This is a genomic window from Roseburia sp. 1XD42-34 (genome assembly GCF_009917385.1).
Taxonomy (GTDB): Bacteria; Bacillota; Bacilli; order Bacillales; family Amphibacillaceae; genus Virgibacillus.
On sequence record NZ_QWLJ01000032.1, the window covers coordinates 1 to 22,006 of the forward strand.

Sequence of the window (22,006 nt, forward strand, 5' to 3'; positions counted from 1 at the left end):
AAAATTATGTCATCTATGCCTCAAATGGATAATTAGCGCTTGACTTGAAGCATTACTTTTTATGCAACGCTAGTGAGAAATTATAAAATGAGGTGCTTGTGGATAACGAAATAACCGAATAGCTACGTCTGGCTCTATCGCCTAACAACGATGCGACTTTAGAAATGTGTCCTTCGATAAGTCCCCATCTGCTCGTCCCTAGAGGAAGGCTGACTACAAACGGGCTTGCTGCCCAGGCGTCGGCATACCCCTGTATGATTCCTTTATCCCGTAAAAACGCGTTGTAGACTCCCACGTCCTAAGAATGGGATGTGAGCTGAACAAGTCGAGGATGGAGGTAACAGCCCCTAAATCCCCTAATTCGTAAGAGACCATTAGGTTATACCTTTGGGCTACTAACTATCCGAGGGGGTGAACGAAAACTTCCGCTGATGGAAGATTCACTTTATGTGGAATTCTTTTTAATTCGTTATGTTTGCAACTCACTATCTATTTTCTGTTTGCGTTGCATTAATAAGATGGTTCCTAAAATAACTACCATACCAATCATTTGTTGGGTCGTAAATGTTTCATGAAAAATGAAAATACCAATTAACATAGCAACTACAGGCTCAACGGTTGTTAAAATCGATGCCTTTGAAGCCTCAATATCTTTTAATCCCCATGTGTAAATAATATATGCAAAAGCAGTTGGTAAAAAGCCTAGTCCAAATGCATAAAGGATGACAGCCGGTTCTAAAAGTAATATTCCTTTTTCCGCAAAAGGAAAAAAGGGGGTTAATGCAACCGCAGCTGTAATAAAAGTGTATGTCGTAATACTCACTGTTGAATAAGTTGCTAAGGCGAATTTACTGAAAATGCTGTATAGAGCGTAACCAAATCCAGCTCCCAAACCAAATACAATCGCTTGAAAAGACACCGTGTTTACATTTAATGGATAAAATTCAATGACGAGAGAAACTCCTACCAAAGTGAAGACTAAAGCAGCTACTTTTTCTTTATTTAACGGTTCTTGTAAGAAAAAGTAAGAAAGGATGACGACAAAGGCGGGACCGGTGTATAAGAGTGCTGTAGCAACTGGAATTGTGCTGAGCTCCATTGCGGTAAATAAACAAAAATTGAAAAAAGAAATACTCAGAATACCTGTTCCGATAAAATATCGAATGTCTTTTATAGCATGGAGTTTCAATTCACTACGGGCAAAAAGAAGTAAATAGATAACGAGTAATATAGCAGCTGTCCATGCTCGTAATATAACAACATCTATTGGTGAAAATCCGTAGTCATAAAGCTGTTTTACATACCAACTTATTGTTCCCCATAATGCGGCACCGAGTAAAATTAATATGTATGCTTTTTTCAACCTTAACCACCCCCTTGAATAAAAATATAATTTTTTTCGCAGAAACAAAATATGTGAGCATTCCATGCGCTCTCAAATTAACCTGGAAGAGATAGTTCAAGCTATAAAGATGTTTTACTTTATTAACTGGATAACATTTAACGGTTTCTTTTATCCCGTATTTAAGGTCCTGTAAGACTTCCTCTTCCCGAGTAGGATAATAACTTTTACTGCAAAGCTAAGTGGAGATAACAGCACCTAAATGTCCTGTTTCGCGAACAGCCTTTAAGGTCATACCATGAAGGAGCTACCAATCAGTTAGGGATGAATGGCCCTAACTGAATGAAGAATTCACTTTATTCTATGCGTGTTTCTATGTTGAGGCTATTTGGAATTTAAAAATATGTAGAAATTCATTTATACCTTTCTGGGAGAAAATATCAAGTTATAAAGCGACGGGATTATATTTGCAATATTTATTTAATTATAACAAGAAATAGCTAATCATTATATATTTATGCCTTTATGTATATAGATAAAATGAATGGGGGAAAATATTAGAAATATTAGTAGGAAGGGGAAATGGGATGAATGATATGGGACTAGCTTTGGAGTTATTAAATCCATCACAAATACAAGAAAAATATTGGTATATTTTCTTTCTTGTTTGTACACTCTGTTTTATCTATTTTGTATCGCAATCATTTATTCGTTGGGTTATTCATCGGAATGCAATATTACTTCTTTCCTATGTCGTCATCAGTTTATTCATTTTCACCATTTATTTTGCTATTAGTTTATTAAATGGTGGATTAAATATGAGTTTTTTTCAATCATTCCCGTTAATTATGCAATCTTTAGCTGTGTTTGGGTTAATATTAATTCTTGGATCGATGTTCAAATATTGGTTTAAATAGACTTTTGGGAGAAGAGTTATGCTTAAATGGAAGCGTTAGGGGAAGGTTATAATGCTTTAGACCTGCTTGTCTATAGAGTTATGTTGTAAAAAGCCATCTAGATTAATCACTATAAGAGGTTATTCACAAAGGCTTCCGCCATAAGACTTGGCGACAAGCCAAGTTTTTCTAAAGGACACCTGAGACCTTAGCCGTCCTTAATCCGTATTACCACCTTTTTGAACACGCACCATAAAACTATATGAAAACTTCAGAAAATGTGTCCTGGTTATCCGCAGGCCATGATAGCCTACGATTGAGGCACTCTGTTCACAATTGGTTACTGTGATTTTGCAGGGGAAATATAGGGTAATGAATATGGTCGGGAGCGTTAATCTTTTCTGGGGCTGCATTCATAACAAATTGTCTTTCTTCCGTCGATAATTTTTCAATTATGATACGAACAATCCGTTTGGGGTGAATGAAAACCTCCATTGAAGATTCACTTTATTGACATAGTAATGAAGAAAAGAAAGCGATACCAAGTAGGTGATCGCTTTCTTATATTTTAGTGTTCTACCGTATCTCTGTTGTAATCAAAATTACGATTGAGAATAGGGGCTAATTGCGATGCGATTTTGTCGGTGGCCATTCCATTTTTCCTAGAGATGACGGTGTGTAGTAGGTAGACGCTCTCCTGCCGGCTCTTTTTATTGAATATGGAGGCTTTTTGGCTTTCCAGTTAATATAGCGATAAATGATTTTTTTTGCTTGTGACAAGGACATCTTTGTTTGGGGGTTACGGTAACTATCATCTAATTCACCTAAGTGTTGCAATTCCTTGAAATCATCCTTTGCTGGAGGAATATGAAAATAGTAATCGGCTATCTGAACGAGTAGCGTAGAGTGCTGATTACTGTATTTGGGGTGTTTGGAAAAGTGCAGACCAACCTTCTTCGCTAGATTTTGCTGTAGTAACTGGTTTATCGTTGCTTTTTTTATATAATATAAGTGTTTAGGGTCAGGAGCGGTTTTTGCATGGCGGTTTACTGTATAAAGTGCTTTCGCTATTTCTTCAATTTGCTCTTGTTCATTCATCCCATTTGCTCCTCCTTTAAGCTAAAAGTGTTCATGTATACGATGGGAAGGTGTTGTTAGTCGCCCACTTTGGGGAGCCCGAGTGGATACCAAGAAGTTTAAGTGTGAGATAACTGCACCTAAATTCTCGTTTTGTTCAAGGAACTTTAGGTTATACCTTGTGGTACTAGCAATCAGCGGGTAATAATAGCCTCTACGGATTGAAGTTTCCATTGTATATATCCTATCGTAACAAGCAAAGGGATGCAAGCACAGAGACATAGGATTGGTATTAAATTGGAATGTACTGCAAATTTCTATTAAGACTCTATTCTTTAGCAATCTATATTTTTGATTTCAATGTATAGACATGGATTTCAGGTTTGCATAAAAACCGAAAAGGAAGTCGCGTGGTGCCAATTCCGCTATTAACAAATAATTGCATATTTCCACCATTAAGGTTGTATTCTCCTTGTACATACTTTTCTGCATAAGCAGGGCTGTAAATATGACCAATGAAAGGGAAGCGTATTTGGCCTCCATGGCTGTGACCAGACAGTTGCAGGTCAATAGGATGCTTTGCCGCTTTATCCGCAAAATCAGGCTCATGAGCTAATAAAATTGTAAACAAATTGGTATTAGCTTGGGATAAAGTTTTAGTAAGATCAGGTTTCCCTAGCATTAAGTCATCAATACCCGCTAAAATAATGGACTCGTTTTTTTCTTTAATAGTAACACTATTATTTTGTAATAATTGAAACCCTGCTTTTTCCATGGTATCAAGTACAACTTCGGTTCCATACCCTCCATGATCATGGTTTCCATAAATCCAAAACTTCCCTTTCGGTGCTTGTAAAGTTTTTAAAATATGAATAATTGTATCATCCCAGTGAAAATTTTGTGGTTCATCCACTAAGTCACCGGTAAACACAATTAAATCAGGTTGGAGCCCATTTATTTTCTTTACCAATTCTTTTAATTGTTCCAATGTGTAATGGAATCCAATATGTGTATCTGAGAATTGGACAATTTTAAAATGGTCAAACGCTTTTGCCAGTTTACTAGATTCAACTGTATTTTTATTTACATGAAGTAAAATTGGTTCGACATCTCTAGCATAATAAAAAGTTCCACCGCTTAAGCCTAACAATGCAAATAAGCTCCCAAGCGCCTTTTTTAAAAAAGTTCTTCTGTTCATGACTGACAAACCTTTCTTGCATTCATTAGAATAAAATTATAACATGAATATTGAAAAATAGAATCATCTTAAAAAAATTTGCTTCATTTAAATATAAATAAAACTAAAGAGAGTAGAAGCTTATAAAAGTCATGAACCATTGTTTTACGTAGTAGTTAAAAAGAAGGAACTGCATTCAGCAGGTTCAACCTGCTGAATGCAGTTAAATTAAAACTGTATTTCATTGGAAAGAGAGGATGTTATCTATTTAAAAGGAACAATCATCACAGTTCTCTTGAATCTCTGCGTTTTTACCTTCTATTTGCAATGTGCAATGAGAGATTGCGAAGTTACGCTTCAATTGCTGATTCGCCTGCGTGATTAAGCTATCACGATCTACTGTATCATCTACAACTAAATGGCAGCTTAATGCTGGAAATTCGGAAGTAATGGACCATACATGCAAATCATGCACGTTATGAACTCCTTTTAAATCCATTAGCTCTTGCTTTACGTCCTCAACATTGACATTTGCTGGCTTTCCTTCCATTAAAATATGAATAGAATCTTTAGTTATCCGAATGCCGGATAAAATAATTAGAAACGCAACAATAACACTGGCAATCGGATCTGCAAGATTCCAATCAAACAGCAAAATGAGAATACCAGCAATGATGGCTCCGATTGAACCAAGCAAATCTCCAAAAACGTGCAGAAGGGCACTACGAATATTTAAATTTTCCTGTGAATCTCCACGCATAAGTACCCAAGCAGCAATTATATTCACAATTAGCCCAATGATAGCAATGATCATCATACTCGCACTCACGTTTGGGGGCTCCATAAAGCGTTGGAATGCCTCATAAAAAATATATAAGGAAATAACGATTAGTGTAACCCCGTTGATAAACGCAGCAATTATTTCAAATCGGCGGTAACCGTACGTTTTAGAAGCTGTTGCTTGTCGTTCTCCAATTTTGAATGCTAATAAACTTAGCCCAAGCGCTGCCGCATCGCTAAGCATATGTCCAGCATCGGAAAGGAGAGCAAGACTGTTGGTTAAAAATCCACCAACCGCTTCAACAATCATAAAAAAAGAAATTAGCAAAAAGCTGAATAATAGAGCTTTTTTATTGCTTGTGCCGTGGTGATGGCCATGCCCATGTTCGTGATTATGTCCGTGCCCCACTATATAACCTCCTATCTAGGTATGTTTACTATGTTCAATTGTTTGTTCTAATAAATTCATTACATGATAATCATCAGGTGAATAGTAATACGTTGTTTTTTCTCGTCGGTTTTTTACTAACCTTATTTGCTTTAAGTATTTCAATTGATGAGAAATAGTCGATTGGTGCATTTCTAAACGTTCAGCAATTTCGTTTACCGAACATTCTTTATGAAACAGCAAATGTAATATTTTTAATCTAGTCGGATCTGATAAAGCTTTAAATGTTTGGGATACAGTATCAATTAATTGGTCGTCAATAGGATGATAATCCACTTATATTCCTCCTTATTAATATATTATATGCTCATATGCTCATATTATATATTAATAAAAGTAAAATGACAATCAAAATGGTAAAATATTTTGCTTATTGCTTTCCTATGGTAAAATGTATGTAGTCTGTTCTCCGTCTTATGTTTGCTTAAAAAAGAGCAAACCTTCTATATGAAGAATTAAAAGGGGTGATATGATGAGCATGTTGCAAAATCAGCGCTTAACAGACATTAGGTTAGGTGAAATGATGATTCCATCAGAAAAAGTAGCACATGTTCAAGTGAATAATCCGTTGGAGCACGCACTGCTCGTACTGGTAAAGTCTGGGTACTCAGCCGTTCCGGTATTGGATTCGTCATATAAATTGGTTGGTATTATTGGAAAAACAACCATATTAGATCAGATCCTTGGTTTGGAACGATTTGAGTTTGAACGTCTGTCAACGATAGTGGTAAAAGATGTGCTTCAGGATGATATTCCTTGCTTAACAAAAGAAGACTCGTTGTTGAAAGGTTTAAACGCTGTCATTAACCATCCATTTGTTTGTATTGCTGATGAAGAAGGATATTTTGATGGAATTTTAACTAGAAGAGCAATACTGAAACAATTAAAAAAAGATATGTATGCCACCAAATAAAGCCCATCCTCTGTTTAGTAGGCAGAGGATGGGCTTTTGACTGGTGAATTTCATAATCATTATATCTTGTCGTGTAAGGGATAAAAATCGACCTCCTCGATCCCTGTACAATGCGATTTCAATTAAAACTCCCGGAGGAACTTCTTACAGAATAAACATCTCCGTCGATGTGTTCATCCCTATTTGCATCACTTTTAAACGAACCGCAGGCTGTAGTAGCTAAGCAACACGAAACATACCATTTTTGAATTATCCTTTTATGAATATACTTAAAAACTATTCCAAGCTATCGAAGACACTTGAAATGACCGTTTTTTTCGTGCACCACCTTATTGACACGTTAAATGGGAATCTAGATATAGGTATGGCTCGTAGGATTTCCCTCTTTCTAGGAAAGTAGAGTGAATTTCCGCTTCGGCTTCAGGAGTGATACTGTTATTAATTCCGCATAAAAGCAAGAAAATTACAAGTTAAAATAATTCATGACAGAATCTAAAAGTAGGTAATGATTGCGACAAAAAAAGTGATCTGCTAAATTATAAGATAGTACATAACTAGGAGGGAACAATCAATGAAGATGATGGATGGTAATGAGATTATAAACTTTATTTCGAATAGTAAGAAAAGCACACCCGTAAAGGTATATATAAAAGGAGAAGGGCTAGACCGTTTATCCATGGACGATTCCATACAAGCTTTTATCGAATCAAAAAGCGGTGTTTTATTTGGTGAATGGGATGTAATTAAAAAGTTGCTTGAAGAGTCAGGTCATATCATTAAGGATTATGTTATTGAAAACGACCGTCGTAATTCAGCTATCCCTTTACTTGATCTAAAAGTTGTTAATGCTCGCATTGAACCAGGAGCGATCATTCGTGACCAAGTCGAAATTGGTGACGGCTGCGTTATTATGATGGGCGCAACGATAAATATTGGCTCAGTGATTGGTGACGGTACGATGATTGACATGAATGTTGTGCTTGGTGGACGAGCTACGGTAGGGAAAAATTGTCATATCGGTGCAGGTACAGTATTAGCTGGAGTAATTGAACCACCATCAGCGAAACCGGTTATTGTGGAAGATGATGTCGTGATTGGTGCGAACGTAGTTGTGCTAGAGGGAGTGACCATTGGAAAAGGAGCCATCGTTGCTGCTGGTTCTATTGTGACTAAAGATGTGGCTCCAAATACACTTGTAGCAGGAACTCCGGCAAGAGTATTAAAAGAAATTGACGAAAGTACAAAATCAAAAACGGAGATCAAGCAAGAACTTCGAAAATTAAATGATTAAGCAGGGGAATGATATGCTAAATTTACACCACATTCGTCGTGAGCTGCACCAAATACCAGAGCTGGGTTTTCAAGAAAAGAAAACCCAGCAGTACTTATTGAAAATCATCAAACAATTACAAACAGAAAAAGTAACTATTCAGGTTTGGAAGACCGGTATTCTAGTTTTTGTAGAAGGGACAGCACCTACAAAAACAATTGGTTTTCGTGCAGATATAGATGGGCTGCCAATAACCGAACAAACTGGCTTGCCTTTCTCATCCAAGCACGAAGGAAAAATGCATGCATGTGGCCATGATTTTCATATGACAATAGCTTTAGGTGTGTTGGAGCAAATGATTGCCGAACCAATAAACGATCATTGTTTATTCATCTTTCAACCGGCGGAAGAAGGTCCCGGGGGGGCACTACCATTACTACAATCTGAAGCTTTTCAAACTTGGCGACCCGATGTCATCTTCGCATTACATATTGCGCCGGAATTACCAGTTGGCACGGTCGCTAGTAAACCCGGTTTACTGTTTGCCAATACGAGTGAACTATTTTTAGACTTTACAGGCAAAGGTGGGCATGCGGCTTACCCACATTTAACGAAGGATATGACTATTGCAGCCAGCAGCTTTGTTGTCCAAATGCAGCAAATTATTTCCAGAAATATCAACCCTCTTGAAGCAGCTGTTGTGACGATCGGAAAAATGGAAAGTGGGTTTGTGCAAAATGCGATCGCGGAGACAGCCCGGTTGGAAGGTACAATTCGTACGCAATATCCTAATAGTATCCAAACAGTTAAATCTCAATTGGAAAAGCTGATAAAAGGATATGAAATAGCATATGATTGTAAGATTGAGGTGGATTATGGAGCGAATTATTATCAAGTCTTTAATCAACCAGATATGGTACAGCAATTTTGTCAGGCTTTAGCCGGTACTAATATACGTTATGAAGAAGCAGAGGCTGCTATGACTGGTGAAGATTTCGGATATATGTTAAAGGAAATCCCCGGATTTATGTTCTGGCTTGGGGTGAATTCACCATACGGGCTGCACCATGCGCAATTAAATCCTGATGAGGCAGCTTTATACGTTGGGTTGGACGCTGTCGCGCGGACTTTTTCAACGCTTTCTCATTAAAAATGCATACTTTTCGTATGGTAGCAAAATATATGTATACGTCTTCGTTCAAAAAAAGGGTAGAAAAGTTCCAAACAAGTCGGTGGGATTTGTATTGGTTCGGTATGTCAAGTGTCCAAGCTAGGAGCAATCGGATATACTGTTTCCCTAACTTTTGAACACCATATAAAAGCTACTTTGAGGAGGTATTGAGATGGCAAGAATTGGCGTAGAAGCAACACTTACCGATGTAAAAGAAGCCTTAACTGAGATGGGACATGAAGTAGTAGAACTTCGTCAATCAGAAGATGCTGCATATTGTGATTGTTGTGTTATCTCTGGTCTAGATAAAAATGTAATGGGAATATCAGAAGCAGAAATAACCGGAGCTGTCATTAATGCTCAAGGTATGAATGCAGAAGATGTTTGTCAAATGGTAAATGAAAAAGTAGTCTAGTGCTATTCTCTATATTCTGAGAACCTTTATGCGTTTTATCACATATAAAAGTATAAAACGAAATGAATCAGGATATGGGAGGATACTACTATGCGTTTAGGTCAGGAAATACCTGAATTTGTGACAACTTGTGAATGGCTGAATAGCCAGTCTTTATTAACAGAAGATATTAGAAAGGCTTCCAAACCATGTTGTTTTCATTTTTGGTCGATTAGCTGTGGGTTATGCAAACAAGCGATGCCCCGTTTTAACAACATATATGATAAACATAAACATAATGTGCAGTTTATTTCTGTGCATACACCTTTATTTGAAAAAGATAAGAATACGGGTGAAATTGGTAATGTAGTAGAAGAATACCATTTGCAACAGCCTATTGCAGTGGATCACCAGGAAGAGATTTCAGAGGCATTCCACGTGAAGTTTGTACCAGCATATTATTTATTTGATGCTTTAGGAAAACTGCGTCACCTACAGCGGGGCAAAACCAATGTGAATTTGCTTGAAAAAAATATACAGCGGCTAATCTAATTAGATAAAAAAACACTTCTTTTTTCTGCACATAAAAAGAAGTGTTTTTTATGTGCTTCATATTTCTTATGGTAAACCGAATACATTAATATTATTTTTATGCAAAAATATTAAGAGGGAAAAAATTTAAAAAATTTTAGCAAAAAAGTAGATATTTATTTCGAAACCCGTTATATTATATGTTATGAATTAAAACTTAAGGGAGGAACATGCGTGGATTCGTTTAAAAAACTAAAGCAGTACTATTGGCCTTACAAGAAATATTTTTTGCTATCCTTATGCTTTTTGTTTTTTGTAACGGTAATTACAGTAATTTACCCGATCATATTACAGCAAACGATTGACCGAGTAGTGTTAATGGATCGCTATGAGTTAATTCCGTATATTTGTGCCGTGTTTTTATTCTTGATGATTGGCAAAGGATTCGCTACTTTTTATCATCAATATTTAGGCGATTTGTTTGGTATTACAGCTGTATATAAACTACGGGACGGTTTATATCACAAACTGCAGCGGCTATCATTTACGTATTATGATAATGCAAAGACAGGAGATATTATGTCACGATTGACAGCTGATGTGGAAGGATTTCGGTTTTTCCTTTCTTTTGGATTTGCCGAACTGTTACGGATCGTATTACTTATAACGATTAGTTTAGGAGTCATGTTTTATTTTTCTGTTCCTCTTGCTCTTGTAACTATGGCTGCTATGCCTTTTCTCGCCATTATCGTATTTCAATTTGATAAGCGTGTTCACCCTGCATTTCGGCTTATACGACAGTCTTATGGAAAGCTGAATACACGTGTACAGGAAAATATAAGCGGAATGCATACAGTAAAGTCACTGTCACGAGAGGACTTTGAAATTGGACGTTTTGCTCATCGTAATGATGCATACAGACAACACTATTTACACACCTCTTTTATATGGTCGAAGTATTTTCCTTTAATGGAATTTATTGGTAATTTTTGTGCGGTTGTCTTATTGGCATTTGGTGGCTACTTAGTTATGGATGGTCAATTATCGCTTGGGGCATTGGTCGCGTTTTTTAGTTTAGTTTGGTATATTATGGGCCCGCTAATGAATTTGGGCTTCGTAATTAATCAGTTTTCTCAAGCAAAGGCTTCTGCTGAACGTCTCTTAGAAATATTGGAAGCAAAAGAAGATATTGTCGCAACAAAACAAGCTATTACAAAACCAATTCAAGGTCATGTAACGTTTCAAAATGTAACGTTAACATATGGAGAAGAGGATGACGCTGCTCTAAAGGATATTAGCTTTGATGCGCCTCCTGGAAAGGTTATCGGACTAATTGGCTCAACAGGTTCTGGTAAAACGAGCATTACCCAACTAATTACCCGATTTTACGAGCCACAGTCAGGAGATGTATTCATCGATCAAAAACCGGTATCCGACTATCAACTGAAAGCATTGCGTAAAGAAATTGGCTTTGTCCTGCAGGAACCATTCTTATTTTCTACGACGATTCGGGAAAATATTGCTTACGGAAATCCGCATGCAACGGACGAACAAGTTATCGATGCTGCCAAACGAGCGCAAGCACATGAGTTTATTATAAAAATGCCAGATGGTTATCAGACGTTGTTAGGTGAACGCGGAATGGGGCTGTCAGGCGGGCAGAAGCAACGCATTGCTATCGCGAGGGCAATTTGCATTAATCCTAAAATTCTAATCCTTGATGATGCAACATCTGCTGTCGATATGGAGACAGAATTCAGGATTCAAAAAGCTTTACGAGAAGTAATGAAAGGCAGGACATCATTTATTATTGCGCACCGAATTGCTTCGTTAAAACATGCAGATGAAATTCTTGTTTTGGAAGGTGGAAAAGTCGTGGAGCGAGGTACACATGACTTTCTCATTAAAAATGAAGGGCCATATCAACGTATTTATGATATTCAGTACCAGGATAGAGACGAGATTATGAAGCGCCAACATGTGTAAAAAAGAGGGTAGATAAAATGACAAAAGATAATTCGTCATCATCGAAAAGTAAACATTTACAACGATTTCATTATACGCAAGATCAAGCGATTGAAAAACCATTTAACTGGAAGCAAATGTTACGTCTCCTTACCTATTTAAAGCCTTATGCGAAAACATATTTACCGGCTGCAATTATAGCGATGCTCATATCGACAGCCGTTCGGCTAATCGTGCCGATTTTAATTGGAAAAGTAGCTATCGACGTAGCTATCAATCAACAAAACGTAACGATGCTAACATATTTAGTTGTAATTATTGGAATTTTATACTTTTTAAGTTACGCAGGCAATGTGTTTCGAATTAAGTGGGTAAATATTTTAGGGCAAAATGTTATTTATGACATTAGGCAGCATTTATTTTCACATGTCCAACGGCTGTCTCATCGTTTTTTTGATTCCCGTTCAGCTGGATCAATTTTAGTTCGAATCATGAACGATATTAACTCATTACAGGAGCTATTTACCAATGGGATTATTAACTTGCTTATGGATGTAGTCACATTGGTAGGAATTATTGTTATTTTGTTTGTGCTTAGTCCTAAGCTAGCGTTGGCAATCATGGTTATTTTGCCGCTTATGTTTTATTTAACAACCAAGTTGCGCCGGTTGATCCGCCGTTCGTGGCAACAAGTGCGTATTCAGCAATCACGTATGAATTCTCATTTAAATGAAGGGTTGCAAGGGATGCGTATCACGCAATCGTTTTCTCAAGAGGAGGAAAACAGCGAGTACTTCCACGGAGTGAATCGAGATAATTTTTTGAGCTGGAAGGAAGCAACAAAAAAGAGTGCTATGTTTCGTCCATTTGTAGAATTAAGTAATGCAATCGGTACGGTTATTTTAATCTCCTACGGCGCATACTTAATTTTACTTGGTGAAAATAATGGAGGTATAGCGATTGGGACGTTCGTTTCGTTTGCTTTTTTTATTGGAATGTTTTGGGAACCAATATCGCGCTTAGGACAAATGTACAATCAAATGCTGATGGCAATGGCGGCTTCTGAGCGTATATTTGAGTTTTTGGATGAGCGGTCAAACGTACAGGAAAAGAAGGACGCTTATGTATTTACCGATATGAAAGGGGAAATCGTTTTTGATAGGGTGAGCTTCTCTTACGATGAAGACCGTATCGCTTTACATGATATTTCTTTAACCATTCAGGCAGGAGAAACTGTTGCACTAGTTGGGCATACAGGAAGTGGAAAGTCAACGATTGCCAATTTAATTAGTCGTTTTTACGATCCAACAAAAGGAAAAGTCAAAATTGATGGATATGATTTACAAGCAGTGCAATTAGATAGTTTACGGCAAAGCATTAGTGTTGTTTTACAGGATACGTTTATTTTTTCAGGTACCATTATGGAAAACATTCGCTTTGGACGCCCGGAAGCTTTAGACGAAGAAGTCATTCAAGCTGCAAAAGTGGTTGGTGCTGATGATTTTATACAACGTATGGTCAATGGCTATGAAACGGAAGTAGAAGAAAGAGGAAATATTTTATCAGCCGGAGAAAGGCAATTATTGTCTTTTGCAAGAGCTTTGTTAGCGAATCCTAGAATTTTAATTCTCGATGAGGCTACAGCAAGTATTGATACAGAGACAGAAGTTAAAATACAAGCAGCTTTAGCTAAATTGTTAAAGGGGAGAACGGCCATTATTATCGCTCACCGCTTGTCTACTATCCGTGAAGCTGATACGATATTTGTCCTAGAAAATGGACGCATTTTGGAAAGTGGAAATCACGATAAATTAATGAAACAATGCGGAGAATACTACCGGTTGGTGAAATCACAATTTCAAATGTTGGATGCAATCTAGTATCAGGAGGCGTAAAGTCTCCTTTTTTGCTGTATAGAAAACTGTAAAATGAGGTGCTTGTGGTAACGAAATATGGTAGAACTTCCGTAACTATGATAAGCTATGAACAAAGACAAAACATGGAGGAAATAGGATGAAACGAGAATTTGCAGTAATAGGTTTAGGTAGGTTTGGAGGAAGTATTTGCAGAGAGTTAAGCATGGAAGGAATGGAAGTGCTTGCTATAGATAATAATGAAGATCGAATTAATGAATTTAAAAATATTGCTTCTCATGCGGTAATCGTTGATTCAACAGATGAAGCCTCTTTAAAAGAATTAGGGATAAAGAATATCGACCATGTTATAGTCGCGATTGGAGACGATATTCAAGCAAGTATACTAACAACGGTTATTTTAACTGATTTAGGAATCAAGAAGATTACGGTGAAAGCTCAAAATGATTACCACGCTAAAATCCTTAATAAAATAGGTGCAGATCAAGTTGTGCATCCAGAAAGGGATATGGGGAAACGGATTGCCCACAGTATTATTTCCAATAATATATTAGATTACTTAGAGTTATCAGATGACCATAGTATAGTCGAAGTAAAAGTTGGGGAAAAAATGCTAGGGAAAACATTAGTAGAATTGGACATTCGAGCTAATTATGGTTGTAACGTCGTAGCTATCAAGCATGGGAAAGATATCAATGTATCGCCTAGTGCCGATCACCGTTTTGCAGAAGGCGATATTTTAATCGTTATTGGTGCAGATAAAGATATATCACGATTTGAAAAGCATTTGGTAATCGAGGAATAAAAAGGAGCTGTGCTGATAGGTCCACTGCTAAGCACAGTACTGACAGGGTATCCGATGCTACTTATCGCTTAGAATGGAAGAGAGATTTTCTTTACATGTATGAATCATAACAACCCGTTATCTGTCAATTGATAGACAATAATAACGGTTTTCGAATTCACAACAAAAAAACAGCCAGCTGGCTGTTTTTTCTTTTTAAACTTCCATGATAATAGGTAAAACCATGGGCCGACGTTTTGTCTTTTCATATAGAAAAGGAGCGATTGTATCGGTGATTTCATTTTTAATCTCTGACCATTGCGTGGTTTTACGTTCCATCACTTTAGCTAAGTGAGCGGCGACTAATTTTTGTGCTTCATTAATTAAGTCCTCTGATTCTCTCATATACACAAATCCACGCGAAATGATGTCGGGACCTGCAGATATTTTAAACTCTTTCATGTTGATACTTACAACTACAATAACTAATCCTTCTTCTGAAAGTATGCGACGATCCCGGAGGACAATATTTCCTATATCACCAATTCCGTTTCCATCTACATAGACCGAACCTGAAGGAATTTTTCCGGCAATTGTAGCTGTATCCTTTCCAAGTGCTAAAACATCTCCATTGTCCATGACAAAGCAATTGTCCAAGTCTACATCACAAGCATCTGCCAATTTAACATGTTCTTTTAGCATTCGATATTCACCGTGAATTGGCATGAAGAATTTTGGTTTGATTAAACGCAGCATGAGCTTTTGTTCTTCTTGACTGCCGTGACCAGACGTATGAATATTCGTTAACTTGCCATGAATGACATCTGCGCCTGCTCGATATAATTTATTGATTGTCCGGCTGACACTAATTGTGTTTCCAGGGATTGGGGATGAAGAAAACACAACTGTATCGCCAGGAATAATTTGAATTTGACGATGGGTACCATTAGCAATTCTTGACAGTGCAGCCATTGGTTCACCTTGGGATCCGGTACATAAAATGGTTACTTCTTGAGCTGGAAGGCGGTTTATTTGATTGGCGTCAATAAACGTATCCTTTGGTGCTTGAATATAACCTAATTCTTGCCCAAGGTTAATGGCGGATTCCATACTCCTACCGAATACAGCAATTTTTCGATTGTTTTTCACAGATGCTTCTACTACTTGCTGTAATCGATAAATATTTGAAGCAAAAGTTGCAAATATTACCCTACCGTCAACTCTGCTGAAAATATCTTTTATGTTTCCTCCAACCACTTTTTCGGACATCGTAAACCCGGGAACTTCGCTGTTCGTACTATCTGATAAAAGACAAAGCACACCCTCATTGCCGATTTCTGCCATCCTTGATAAATTAGCGGGCTCTCCAACAGGAGTGAAATCAAATTTAAAATCTCCAGTATGCACAATATTTCCTGGTGGAGTTTTCACTACAATACCATAGGAATCGGGAATGCTGTGAGTCGTCCGGAAAAAGCTAACGGATGTTTTTCGGAATTTAATAATATCGTCTTCTTGTATCGTTAATAATTTTGCATTTCTTAATAAACCGTGTTCTTCTAATTTATTTCTGATTAATCCTAACGCAAGCTTACCAGCATATATCGGCACATTAATTTCACGGAGAAGATATGGGATCCCCCCAATATGATCTTCGTGTCCGTGAGTAATAAATAATCCTTTAATTTTGTCTTGGTTCTGTACAAGATACGTATAATCAGGAATAACGTAATCGATTCCTAGCAATTCATCCTCAGGGAATTTAATTCCTGCATCGATTAATACGATCTCATCCTGAAATTGAACGCCATACGTATTTTTTCCGATTTCTCCTAAGCCACCTAGAGCAAAGACGGCAGCCTGATCATTTTTTACGAATTTCATTGTTTAGATTTTCTCCACGTAAAAATCTTCGGATTGTTTTTCATATGCTAAATGTGCTTTATCCAGTTCATGAATATATTCAATGTTATACTTGCGTTCATTTATTTTTGCTCTAACTGCTCTTACAGAATCACCTTCTACATAGGCGCTTTTCGTACGTTCTCGAACTGGAATTTCATCAACCAGTTCCTGATATAAAACTTTGTAAATCATCTCATCTCTCCTTGAATAGTTTCGTTGTTTATTATTTTTATTCTTTTGAACACGTATTTAATTAATGGAGTTACCCGACACAAGAACACAAGATAAAGGTATCCTCTTTTTCCGAATAGCGTAGCTTTGTCTTTTTCATGAACTTTATGGTACCTTTAGTATGTGATTGGGTAAATTAATCATTGGTAGTCTTTTTACAAGTAGTTGGTACACGTCCTCGGCCTAAAAAGTCTTTCCAGCGTTTCTTGAGCTTTTCTTTTAGACGCTTTAGCATGACGTGTCATCTCCTTTCTTTATATTAAGAAAAGCAATAAAAACATCTACCGATCCAATCCCTCTTATCTATAGTATAGTATGACTTGAGGAAATTTGAAATAAAAATACGCTTTTTCTTAAAAATAATTTCTCATCGCTGTGATAAAAAAGGGAAAAAAGAAGCTTTAATTCTCCTTTTTTAGATGATTTTATAAGCAGCGGCATACGCTTTACAAACAATACGATTTCCGATTATTACTATGCTTAGTTTTTACATTAAGGTTTATTTTATACACGGAAAAGGGGAAATACGCATGTATGAGAAAATGGTTTTTTTAGATATTGACGGCACAATTTTGACTGCCACAAATGAAATTCCGGGTTCTACTAAGGAAGCAATTAAAGAATTGCAAGCTAATGGGGTTTATGTGGCAATTGCTACTGGAAGAGCCCCGTTTATGTTTGATCATATTCGAGAAACATTGAACATTCAATCCTTTGTCAGTTTTAATGGGCAATATGTTGTGTTTGAAGGCAAAGAGGTTTATAAAAACCCAATTAAAGAAGATGATCTTATTCGGTTAAATCAAGCAATAGCAGAAAGAAAATACCCCATTGTATTTTCAAGCCATCAGCAGATGAAAGCTTCTGTGCCCGGTCATCCATTTATAGAAGAAAGTTTAAAAAGTATGGATTTCGGTTATCCAGAAGTTGATCCGAATTTTTACCAATCCGGGTCGATTTATCAAGCGCTCCTTTTTTGTAAACAAGAGGAAGAAATGCAATTAGCAAATGAGCATCATACGTTAGACTTTATACGTTGGCATGAATATTCATGTGATATTATTCCAATGGGCGGATCGAAGGCAATAGGTGTTCAAAAATTAATGGAGGCTAGTGGGCTAGCAGTGGAAGATACCTATGCTTTTGGAGATGGCTTAAATGACATGGAGATGCTTAAGGAAATTGGTACTGGTGTAGCAATGGGGAACGCCATTTCTGATTTGAAGCAGGTAGCAGATTATATAACCGATGATGTAGATAAAGATGGGATTGCAAAAGCACTTAAACATTTTGCTTTAATCTAATAATAAGTGAAAAATGAGCAGCTGGTTTTCAGCTGCTCATTTTTATTCTACAGGTTTAGCATTCTCTGGGATAAAGTAGGGGTTTTGTTTATTAATATGATCGTAAAACATGATGCCATTTAAATGATCAATTTCATGTTGGAATACGATAGCAGCATATCCTTTTAAACGTAATTTAATAGCTTCTCCCTCCATAGATATTGCCTTTATGGAAACCCTGGCATGCCTGGGAACATATCCTTCCACATTTCTGTCAACAGATAAACAACCTTCCCCAGATGGAAGATAAGCTTTTTCGACAGAATGACTGATGATTTTTGGGTTAGCAAGACCATAACTATATTTTTTTCCATTTTTATCTTCAAAATGCACCGCAATCAGCCGTTTGTTTATACCTAGTTGAGGAGCAGCTAAACCAACACCAGCACGGAGCCGATATTTTTCTGCTATCTCTTCATCTTGGCTGTTCTTTAAAAATTGCACCATGTCTCCAAGTAATTGTTTATCCGTTTCAGTTAAGGGTATTGTTACTTCATCGGCGACTGTTGTTAATGAAGGATGACCTTCCCGTACGATATCTTTCATAGTAATCATTGTACCACTCCCCATTCTATATCCATCTTTCCAATGAATATTTTATCATATTTATGCCTGTTTCATCATAATTTGCTATAGAATATAGCTATTTCTATAATCTTCTTTCATTAAAGATCATTATTTCTAGTGTTCTATACTTTTTAACGACGTTAATAACATTGAGGTCATCGTTTCATTATTTTTTCTTTTGTACAAGCTGATTTATGTTATACTATTAAACGTATATTTGATTTAGGTTTAGGAGGTTAATAATGTCAATAAAAAAGTCTGTAATCATTGCATTTGGATTCATGCTTTTATTTATAATAACTGCGTGTAGTAATGAAACACCCGAGGAGAAAATACAAAACCATTTGGAGGAAGCAGTAGCATTAGAAGAAGGGTTTGAAAAACAGCAAAGTAAAATAACAGATTTGGAGAAGAAAGAGCAGGAACTATATAAGGAAATTATGGGACTTGGCAAGGATGAAATGGATGAAATCAAAAAGCTTGCTGATCAAGGAATTGAAACAGTTGATAAGCGGGCTAAAGCGATAAAGACAGAGCAGGAAAGTATTGAGAAAGCACAAGAAGAATTTTCTAATACTAAAGAAATTATTGCGGATTTAGAAGGAAAAGAAGGAAAAGAAACAGCTGAAAAAATGATTAATACAATGGATCAACGTTATGATTCGTATGGTAAGTTAAATAAAGCTTATAATAAAGCTCTAAAGCTGGAAAAGGAAATGTATAAATTATTATCGAAAGAAGATTTAAAACAAGAAACCTTAACTGAAAAAATAAATGCTATTAATGAAGCTTACGAAAAAGTGATTGAGTCAAACGAAGCCTTTAATAAGCATACAAAAGCCTATAATGAAATCAAAAAGAAGTTTTATGAACAGACAGGCATAAATGTTACATATGAAGGAGAATCAGACAAAACAACAGAAGACAAGTAAGTGGATGGAGTGGATGAAAAAGAAGCCTGGAACATAAACAGTATATTGAATCAGCCAAACAACCAAATTTAATATACTCCTCTTAAGGGAGACAGATTAAAAAATAATGATCTGTTTTGCTTTAGGAGGAGTTTTTTTACACTATAGGAAAGTATAAGGTTTTTTGGGTTTATAGTATAAGAAAAACAAAGGCTTCCGCCAGACGTGGCGACAAGCCAAGTTTTTCTAATGCCCTATACATCCTATCTAAGTGAATTTAAATAGGAAGTAATAAGTGATTATAAGGATGAAGATACAGGATGAAAGCATGATGTTCAAAATATCAATGTTAATGAAAACGACCTTTAGAAGACGGTGTTGAAAGGTTCGAGATAGAAGGGGAAAGAGGGCTAGCGAATTCAAAACTTTAAAACAATTTTATTCCAAGGAATTTAAACAAGTGACAGTGCCTGATTATTTGACGAAAGTTTATGTTTATAAAGCAGTTGTCTAGAAGTATCATATTTCAAGTAATTCGATACTCAATGAGTGGGTAAATAAGTATCGTGATTATAGATAATTAAAAGACACGAGAAAAGGGAGAGCAACGTTCTATACTAAAGGAAGGAAATCATTTGGGAGAAAAAATAGAGATAGCTGTTTCCTGCTTGGAGCACGAAAAAGATTATCAAGAAACTGCTGGTAAATATAAAGTTTTATACCAATAGGTTTATATAAGGTGCTATGAGACTCCCGCTTCAGGAGTTGGATAATCTGTACCTCTTTACTGTCAAAAGTCCAAGTGGGAACTACCATTACGGTACTAACAATCAGTGAAGGGATGAATGCCCCCCCCCACTGATGGAAGATTCCCTTTAGGGAAGAAACTTCAAATTCATGCTTAAAAGCAAAAGGTTCTTTTAGAATAACAGTAATACAGATGTTAAAATGAACTATAACAGAAACATAGAGAAAGCGTTTTTATGTAGAAGGTTGTTATTCAATTCATGTAAAAATTAATTAAAGGAAACAAAGTGTTTGACCACTAAGAAGAATTGAGCTAGAATTTATATGAAAAGAAATTGTACTAATGATAATTTGCTTTTTTATGTAACAGTTTTGTAACTGGTTATTAGGTGGATGTAATACAAAAAGAGAACACAAATACTATCTGAAGCAAAGTAAGGGATTGTAAATTTAGTGTGCTCTCCCTTTGGGCGTTCACTTATAGATTTATCTTAAGCAAAAAAGGGAATACCTTAAAAGTACAGTTTTTTTCTGATTTTGGGTAGGCTAGAAATGATAATATGAAGATGGATACAGAAAGGAAGAGGTGAACTATTTTGAAACACGTACTAGAGAGTGTTGAAAGTCAGTTCGAAATGTTCCAAATTCTTAACGAAGATGGAAAGATTGTCAATGAAGAAGATGTACCTGATCTTTCGGACGAGCAGTTAAAAGAGCTTATGCGCAGAATGGTTTACACACGAGTGTTGGATCAGCGTTCGATTGCTTTAAACCGTCAAGGTCGTTTAGGGTTCTATGCACCAACAGCAGGACAGGAAGCTTCCCAATTAGGAAGTCAATTCGCACTTGAACAAGAGGATTTTCTATTACCAGGATATCGTGATGTACCTCAATTAATTTGGCAGGGGTTACCATTATACCAAGCGTTTTTATTCTCTAGAGGACACTTCCACGGCAACCAGATGCCTGAAGGAGTTCATGCAGTAAGTCCGCAAATTATTATTGGTGCACAATACGTACAAGCTGCTGGAGTTGCTTTAGGCATGAAAAAGCGCGGCAAGAAAAATGTGGCTGTAACGTATACTGGTGACGGTGGTACGTCGCAAGGCGATTTTTATGAAGGAATTAACTTTGCAGGAGCGTATAAAGCACCAGCAATTTTCTTTGTACAAAATAACCGTTTTGCTATTTCCGTTCCAGTAGAAAAGCAAACAAATGCGAAAACATTGGCACAAAAAGCTGTTGCAGCTGGGATTGAAGGTATCCAAGTAGACGGTATGGATGTACTTGCTGTTTATGCAGCTACGAAGCATGCAAGAGAGCGCGCAATTAATGGGGAAGGACCAATGCTCATTGAAACTTTGACATACCGTTATGGACCACATACGATGGCTGGAGATGACCCAACTCGTTACCGTACGGAAGATTTAGATAATGAGTGGGAAAAGAAAGATCCGCTTGTTCGCTACCGCAAATATTTAGAATCGAAAAATCTATGGTCTGAAGAAGAAGAGAACAAAGTAATTGATCAAGCAAAAGAAGAAATTAAACAAGCGATTAAGCAAGCTGATCAATATCCAAAACAAAAAGTTACCGATTTAATGGCAAATATGTATGAAGAACTTCCATATAACTTGCAGGAGCAAATGGAAGAATATAAAGAAAAGGAGTCGAAGTAAA

At 36.6% G+C, this 22,006-nt stretch carries 20 protein-coding genes; 12 read left to right on the top strand and 8 right to left on the bottom strand.

The window, feature by feature from the left end:
- Nucleotides 1-469: 469 nt before the first annotated feature.
- A complete protein-coding gene (locus tag D1839_RS14720) occupies nt 470-1,363 on the bottom strand; it encodes a DMT family transporter (protein WP_120380704.1) in 894 nt (297 codons plus the stop codon).
- A 566-nt stretch (nt 1,364-1,929) separates the two neighbouring features.
- On the opposite strand from D1839_RS14720, the gene D1839_RS14725 reads away from it, so the two are divergent.
- Nucleotides 1,930-2,259: a hypothetical protein gene (locus D1839_RS14725; RefSeq protein ID WP_120380703.1), complete on the top strand. Its 330-nt coding sequence runs from the start codon at nt 1,930-1,932 to the stop codon at nt 2,257-2,259.
- A 600-nt stretch (nt 2,260-2,859) separates the two neighbouring features.
- Here the strand turns inward: D1839_RS14725 and D1839_RS14730 are convergent.
- From D1839_RS14730 to D1839_RS14745, 4 genes are all read right to left on the bottom strand, one after another.
- A complete protein-coding gene (locus D1839_RS14730) occupies nt 2,860-3,336 on the bottom strand; it encodes a YkyB family protein (RefSeq protein WP_120380702.1) in 477 nt (158 codons plus the stop codon).
- Between the two features lie 322 nt (nt 3,337-3,658).
- The gene (locus D1839_RS14735; protein ID WP_120380701.1) at nt 3,659-4,513 is read right to left on the bottom strand and encodes a metallophosphoesterase; all 855 of its coding nucleotides are present in this window, start codon (nt 4,511-4,513) and stop codon (nt 3,659-3,661) included.
- A 247-nt stretch (nt 4,514-4,760) separates the two neighbouring features.
- Nucleotides 4,761-5,681: a cation diffusion facilitator family transporter gene (locus tag D1839_RS14740; RefSeq protein WP_183030250.1), complete on the bottom strand. Its 921-nt coding sequence runs from the start codon at nt 5,679-5,681 to the stop codon at nt 4,761-4,763.
- 15 nt (nt 5,682-5,696) lie between these two features.
- Nucleotides 5,697-5,996: an ArsR/SmtB family transcription factor gene (locus D1839_RS14745; protein ID WP_120380699.1), complete on the bottom strand. Its 300-nt coding sequence runs from the start codon at nt 5,994-5,996 to the stop codon at nt 5,697-5,699.
- Nucleotides 5,997-6,192: 196 nt separating this feature from the next.
- On the opposite strand from D1839_RS14745, the gene cbpB reads away from it, so the two are divergent.
- The 8 genes from cbpB (at nt 6,193) to D1839_RS14785 (ending at nt 14,643) form a co-directional block, all read left to right on the top strand.
- Nucleotides 6,193-6,633, top strand: coding sequence for a cyclic-di-AMP-binding protein CbpB (cbpB, locus tag D1839_RS14750; RefSeq protein WP_120380698.1), 441 nt, complete (start codon nt 6,193-6,195; stop codon nt 6,631-6,633).
- Nucleotides 6,634-7,204: 571 nt separating this feature from the next.
- The gene (dapD, locus tag D1839_RS14755) at nt 7,205-7,924 is read left to right on the top strand and encodes a 2,3,4,5-tetrahydropyridine-2,6-dicarboxylate N-acetyltransferase (protein ID WP_120380697.1); all 720 of its coding nucleotides are present in this window, start codon (nt 7,205-7,207) and stop codon (nt 7,922-7,924) included.
- 13 nt (nt 7,925-7,937) lie between these two features.
- Nucleotides 7,938-9,053: an N-acetyldiaminopimelate deacetylase gene (locus D1839_RS14760; RefSeq protein WP_120380705.1), complete on the top strand. Its 1,116-nt coding sequence runs from the start codon at nt 7,938-7,940 to the stop codon at nt 9,051-9,053.
- Nucleotides 9,054-9,246: 193 nt separating this feature from the next.
- A complete protein-coding gene (locus tag D1839_RS14765) occupies nt 9,247-9,489 on the top strand; it encodes a YkuS family protein (protein WP_120380696.1) in 243 nt (80 codons plus the stop codon).
- Nucleotides 9,490-9,579: 90 nt separating this feature from the next.
- On the top strand, nt 9,580-10,020 hold the full coding sequence (locus D1839_RS14770) for a TlpA family protein disulfide reductase (protein WP_120380695.1): 441 nt from the start codon (nt 9,580-9,582) through the stop codon (nt 10,018-10,020).
- A gap of 213 nt (nt 10,021-10,233) precedes the next feature.
- Nucleotides 10,234-11,985 carry an ABC transporter ATP-binding protein gene (locus tag D1839_RS14775; RefSeq protein ID WP_120380694.1) on the top strand — a complete coding sequence of 584 codons (1,752 nt, stop codon included), beginning with the start codon at nt 10,234-10,236 and terminating at the stop codon, nt 11,983-11,985.
- Nucleotides 11,986-12,002: 17 nt separating this feature from the next.
- Nucleotides 12,003-13,844, top strand: coding sequence for an ABC transporter ATP-binding protein (locus D1839_RS14780; protein ID WP_120380693.1), 1,842 nt, complete (start codon nt 12,003-12,005; stop codon nt 13,842-13,844).
- Between the two features lie 133 nt (nt 13,845-13,977).
- Nucleotides 13,978-14,643 carry a potassium channel family protein gene (locus D1839_RS14785; RefSeq protein ID WP_050352596.1) on the top strand — a complete coding sequence of 222 codons (666 nt, stop codon included), beginning with the start codon at nt 13,978-13,980 and terminating at the stop codon, nt 14,641-14,643.
- Nucleotides 14,644-14,838: 195 nt separating this feature from the next.
- Here D1839_RS14785 and rnjA read toward each other — a convergent pair whose 3' ends face one another.
- Together rnjA and D1839_RS14795 are read right to left on the bottom strand one after the other, a co-directional pair.
- Nucleotides 14,839-16,506, bottom strand: a complete 1,668-nt coding sequence (gene rnjA / locus D1839_RS14790) for a ribonuclease J1 (RefSeq protein WP_050352597.1) — start codon at nt 16,504-16,506, stop codon at nt 14,839-14,841.
- 3 nt (nt 16,507-16,509) lie between these two features.
- Entirely contained in the window at nt 16,510-16,719 is a 210-nt protein-coding gene (locus tag D1839_RS14795) for a DNA-dependent RNA polymerase subunit epsilon (RefSeq protein WP_120380692.1), read from the bottom strand.
- Between the two features lie 569 nt (nt 16,720-17,288).
- On the opposite strand from D1839_RS14795, the gene D1839_RS14800 reads away from it, so the two are divergent.
- Nucleotides 17,289-18,062: a Cof-type HAD-IIB family hydrolase gene (locus D1839_RS14800; protein WP_120380691.1), complete on the top strand. Its 774-nt coding sequence runs from the start codon at nt 17,289-17,291 to the stop codon at nt 18,060-18,062.
- A 42-nt stretch (nt 18,063-18,104) separates the two neighbouring features.
- Here the strand turns inward: D1839_RS14800 and def are convergent, their stop codons facing one another.
- Nucleotides 18,105-18,656 (bottom strand): peptide deformylase, encoded by a 552-nt coding sequence (gene def, locus D1839_RS14805; protein WP_120380690.1) that lies wholly within the window; start codon nt 18,654-18,656, stop codon nt 18,105-18,107.
- Nucleotides 18,657-18,910: 254 nt separating this feature from the next.
- Here def and D1839_RS14810 point away from each other — a divergent pair, with 254 nt between their 5' ends.
- Both D1839_RS14810 and pdhA read left to right on the top strand, forming a co-directional pair.
- On the top strand, nt 18,911-19,600 hold the full coding sequence (locus D1839_RS14810) for a YkyA family protein (protein ID WP_120380689.1): 690 nt from the start codon (nt 18,911-18,913) through the stop codon (nt 19,598-19,600).
- Between the two features lie 1,322 nt (nt 19,601-20,922).
- Nucleotides 20,923-22,005: a pyruvate dehydrogenase (acetyl-transferring) E1 component subunit alpha gene (gene pdhA, locus D1839_RS14815; protein WP_050352602.1), complete on the top strand. Its 1,083-nt coding sequence runs from the start codon at nt 20,923-20,925 to the stop codon at nt 22,003-22,005.
- Nucleotide 22,006 lies beyond the last annotated feature (1 nt).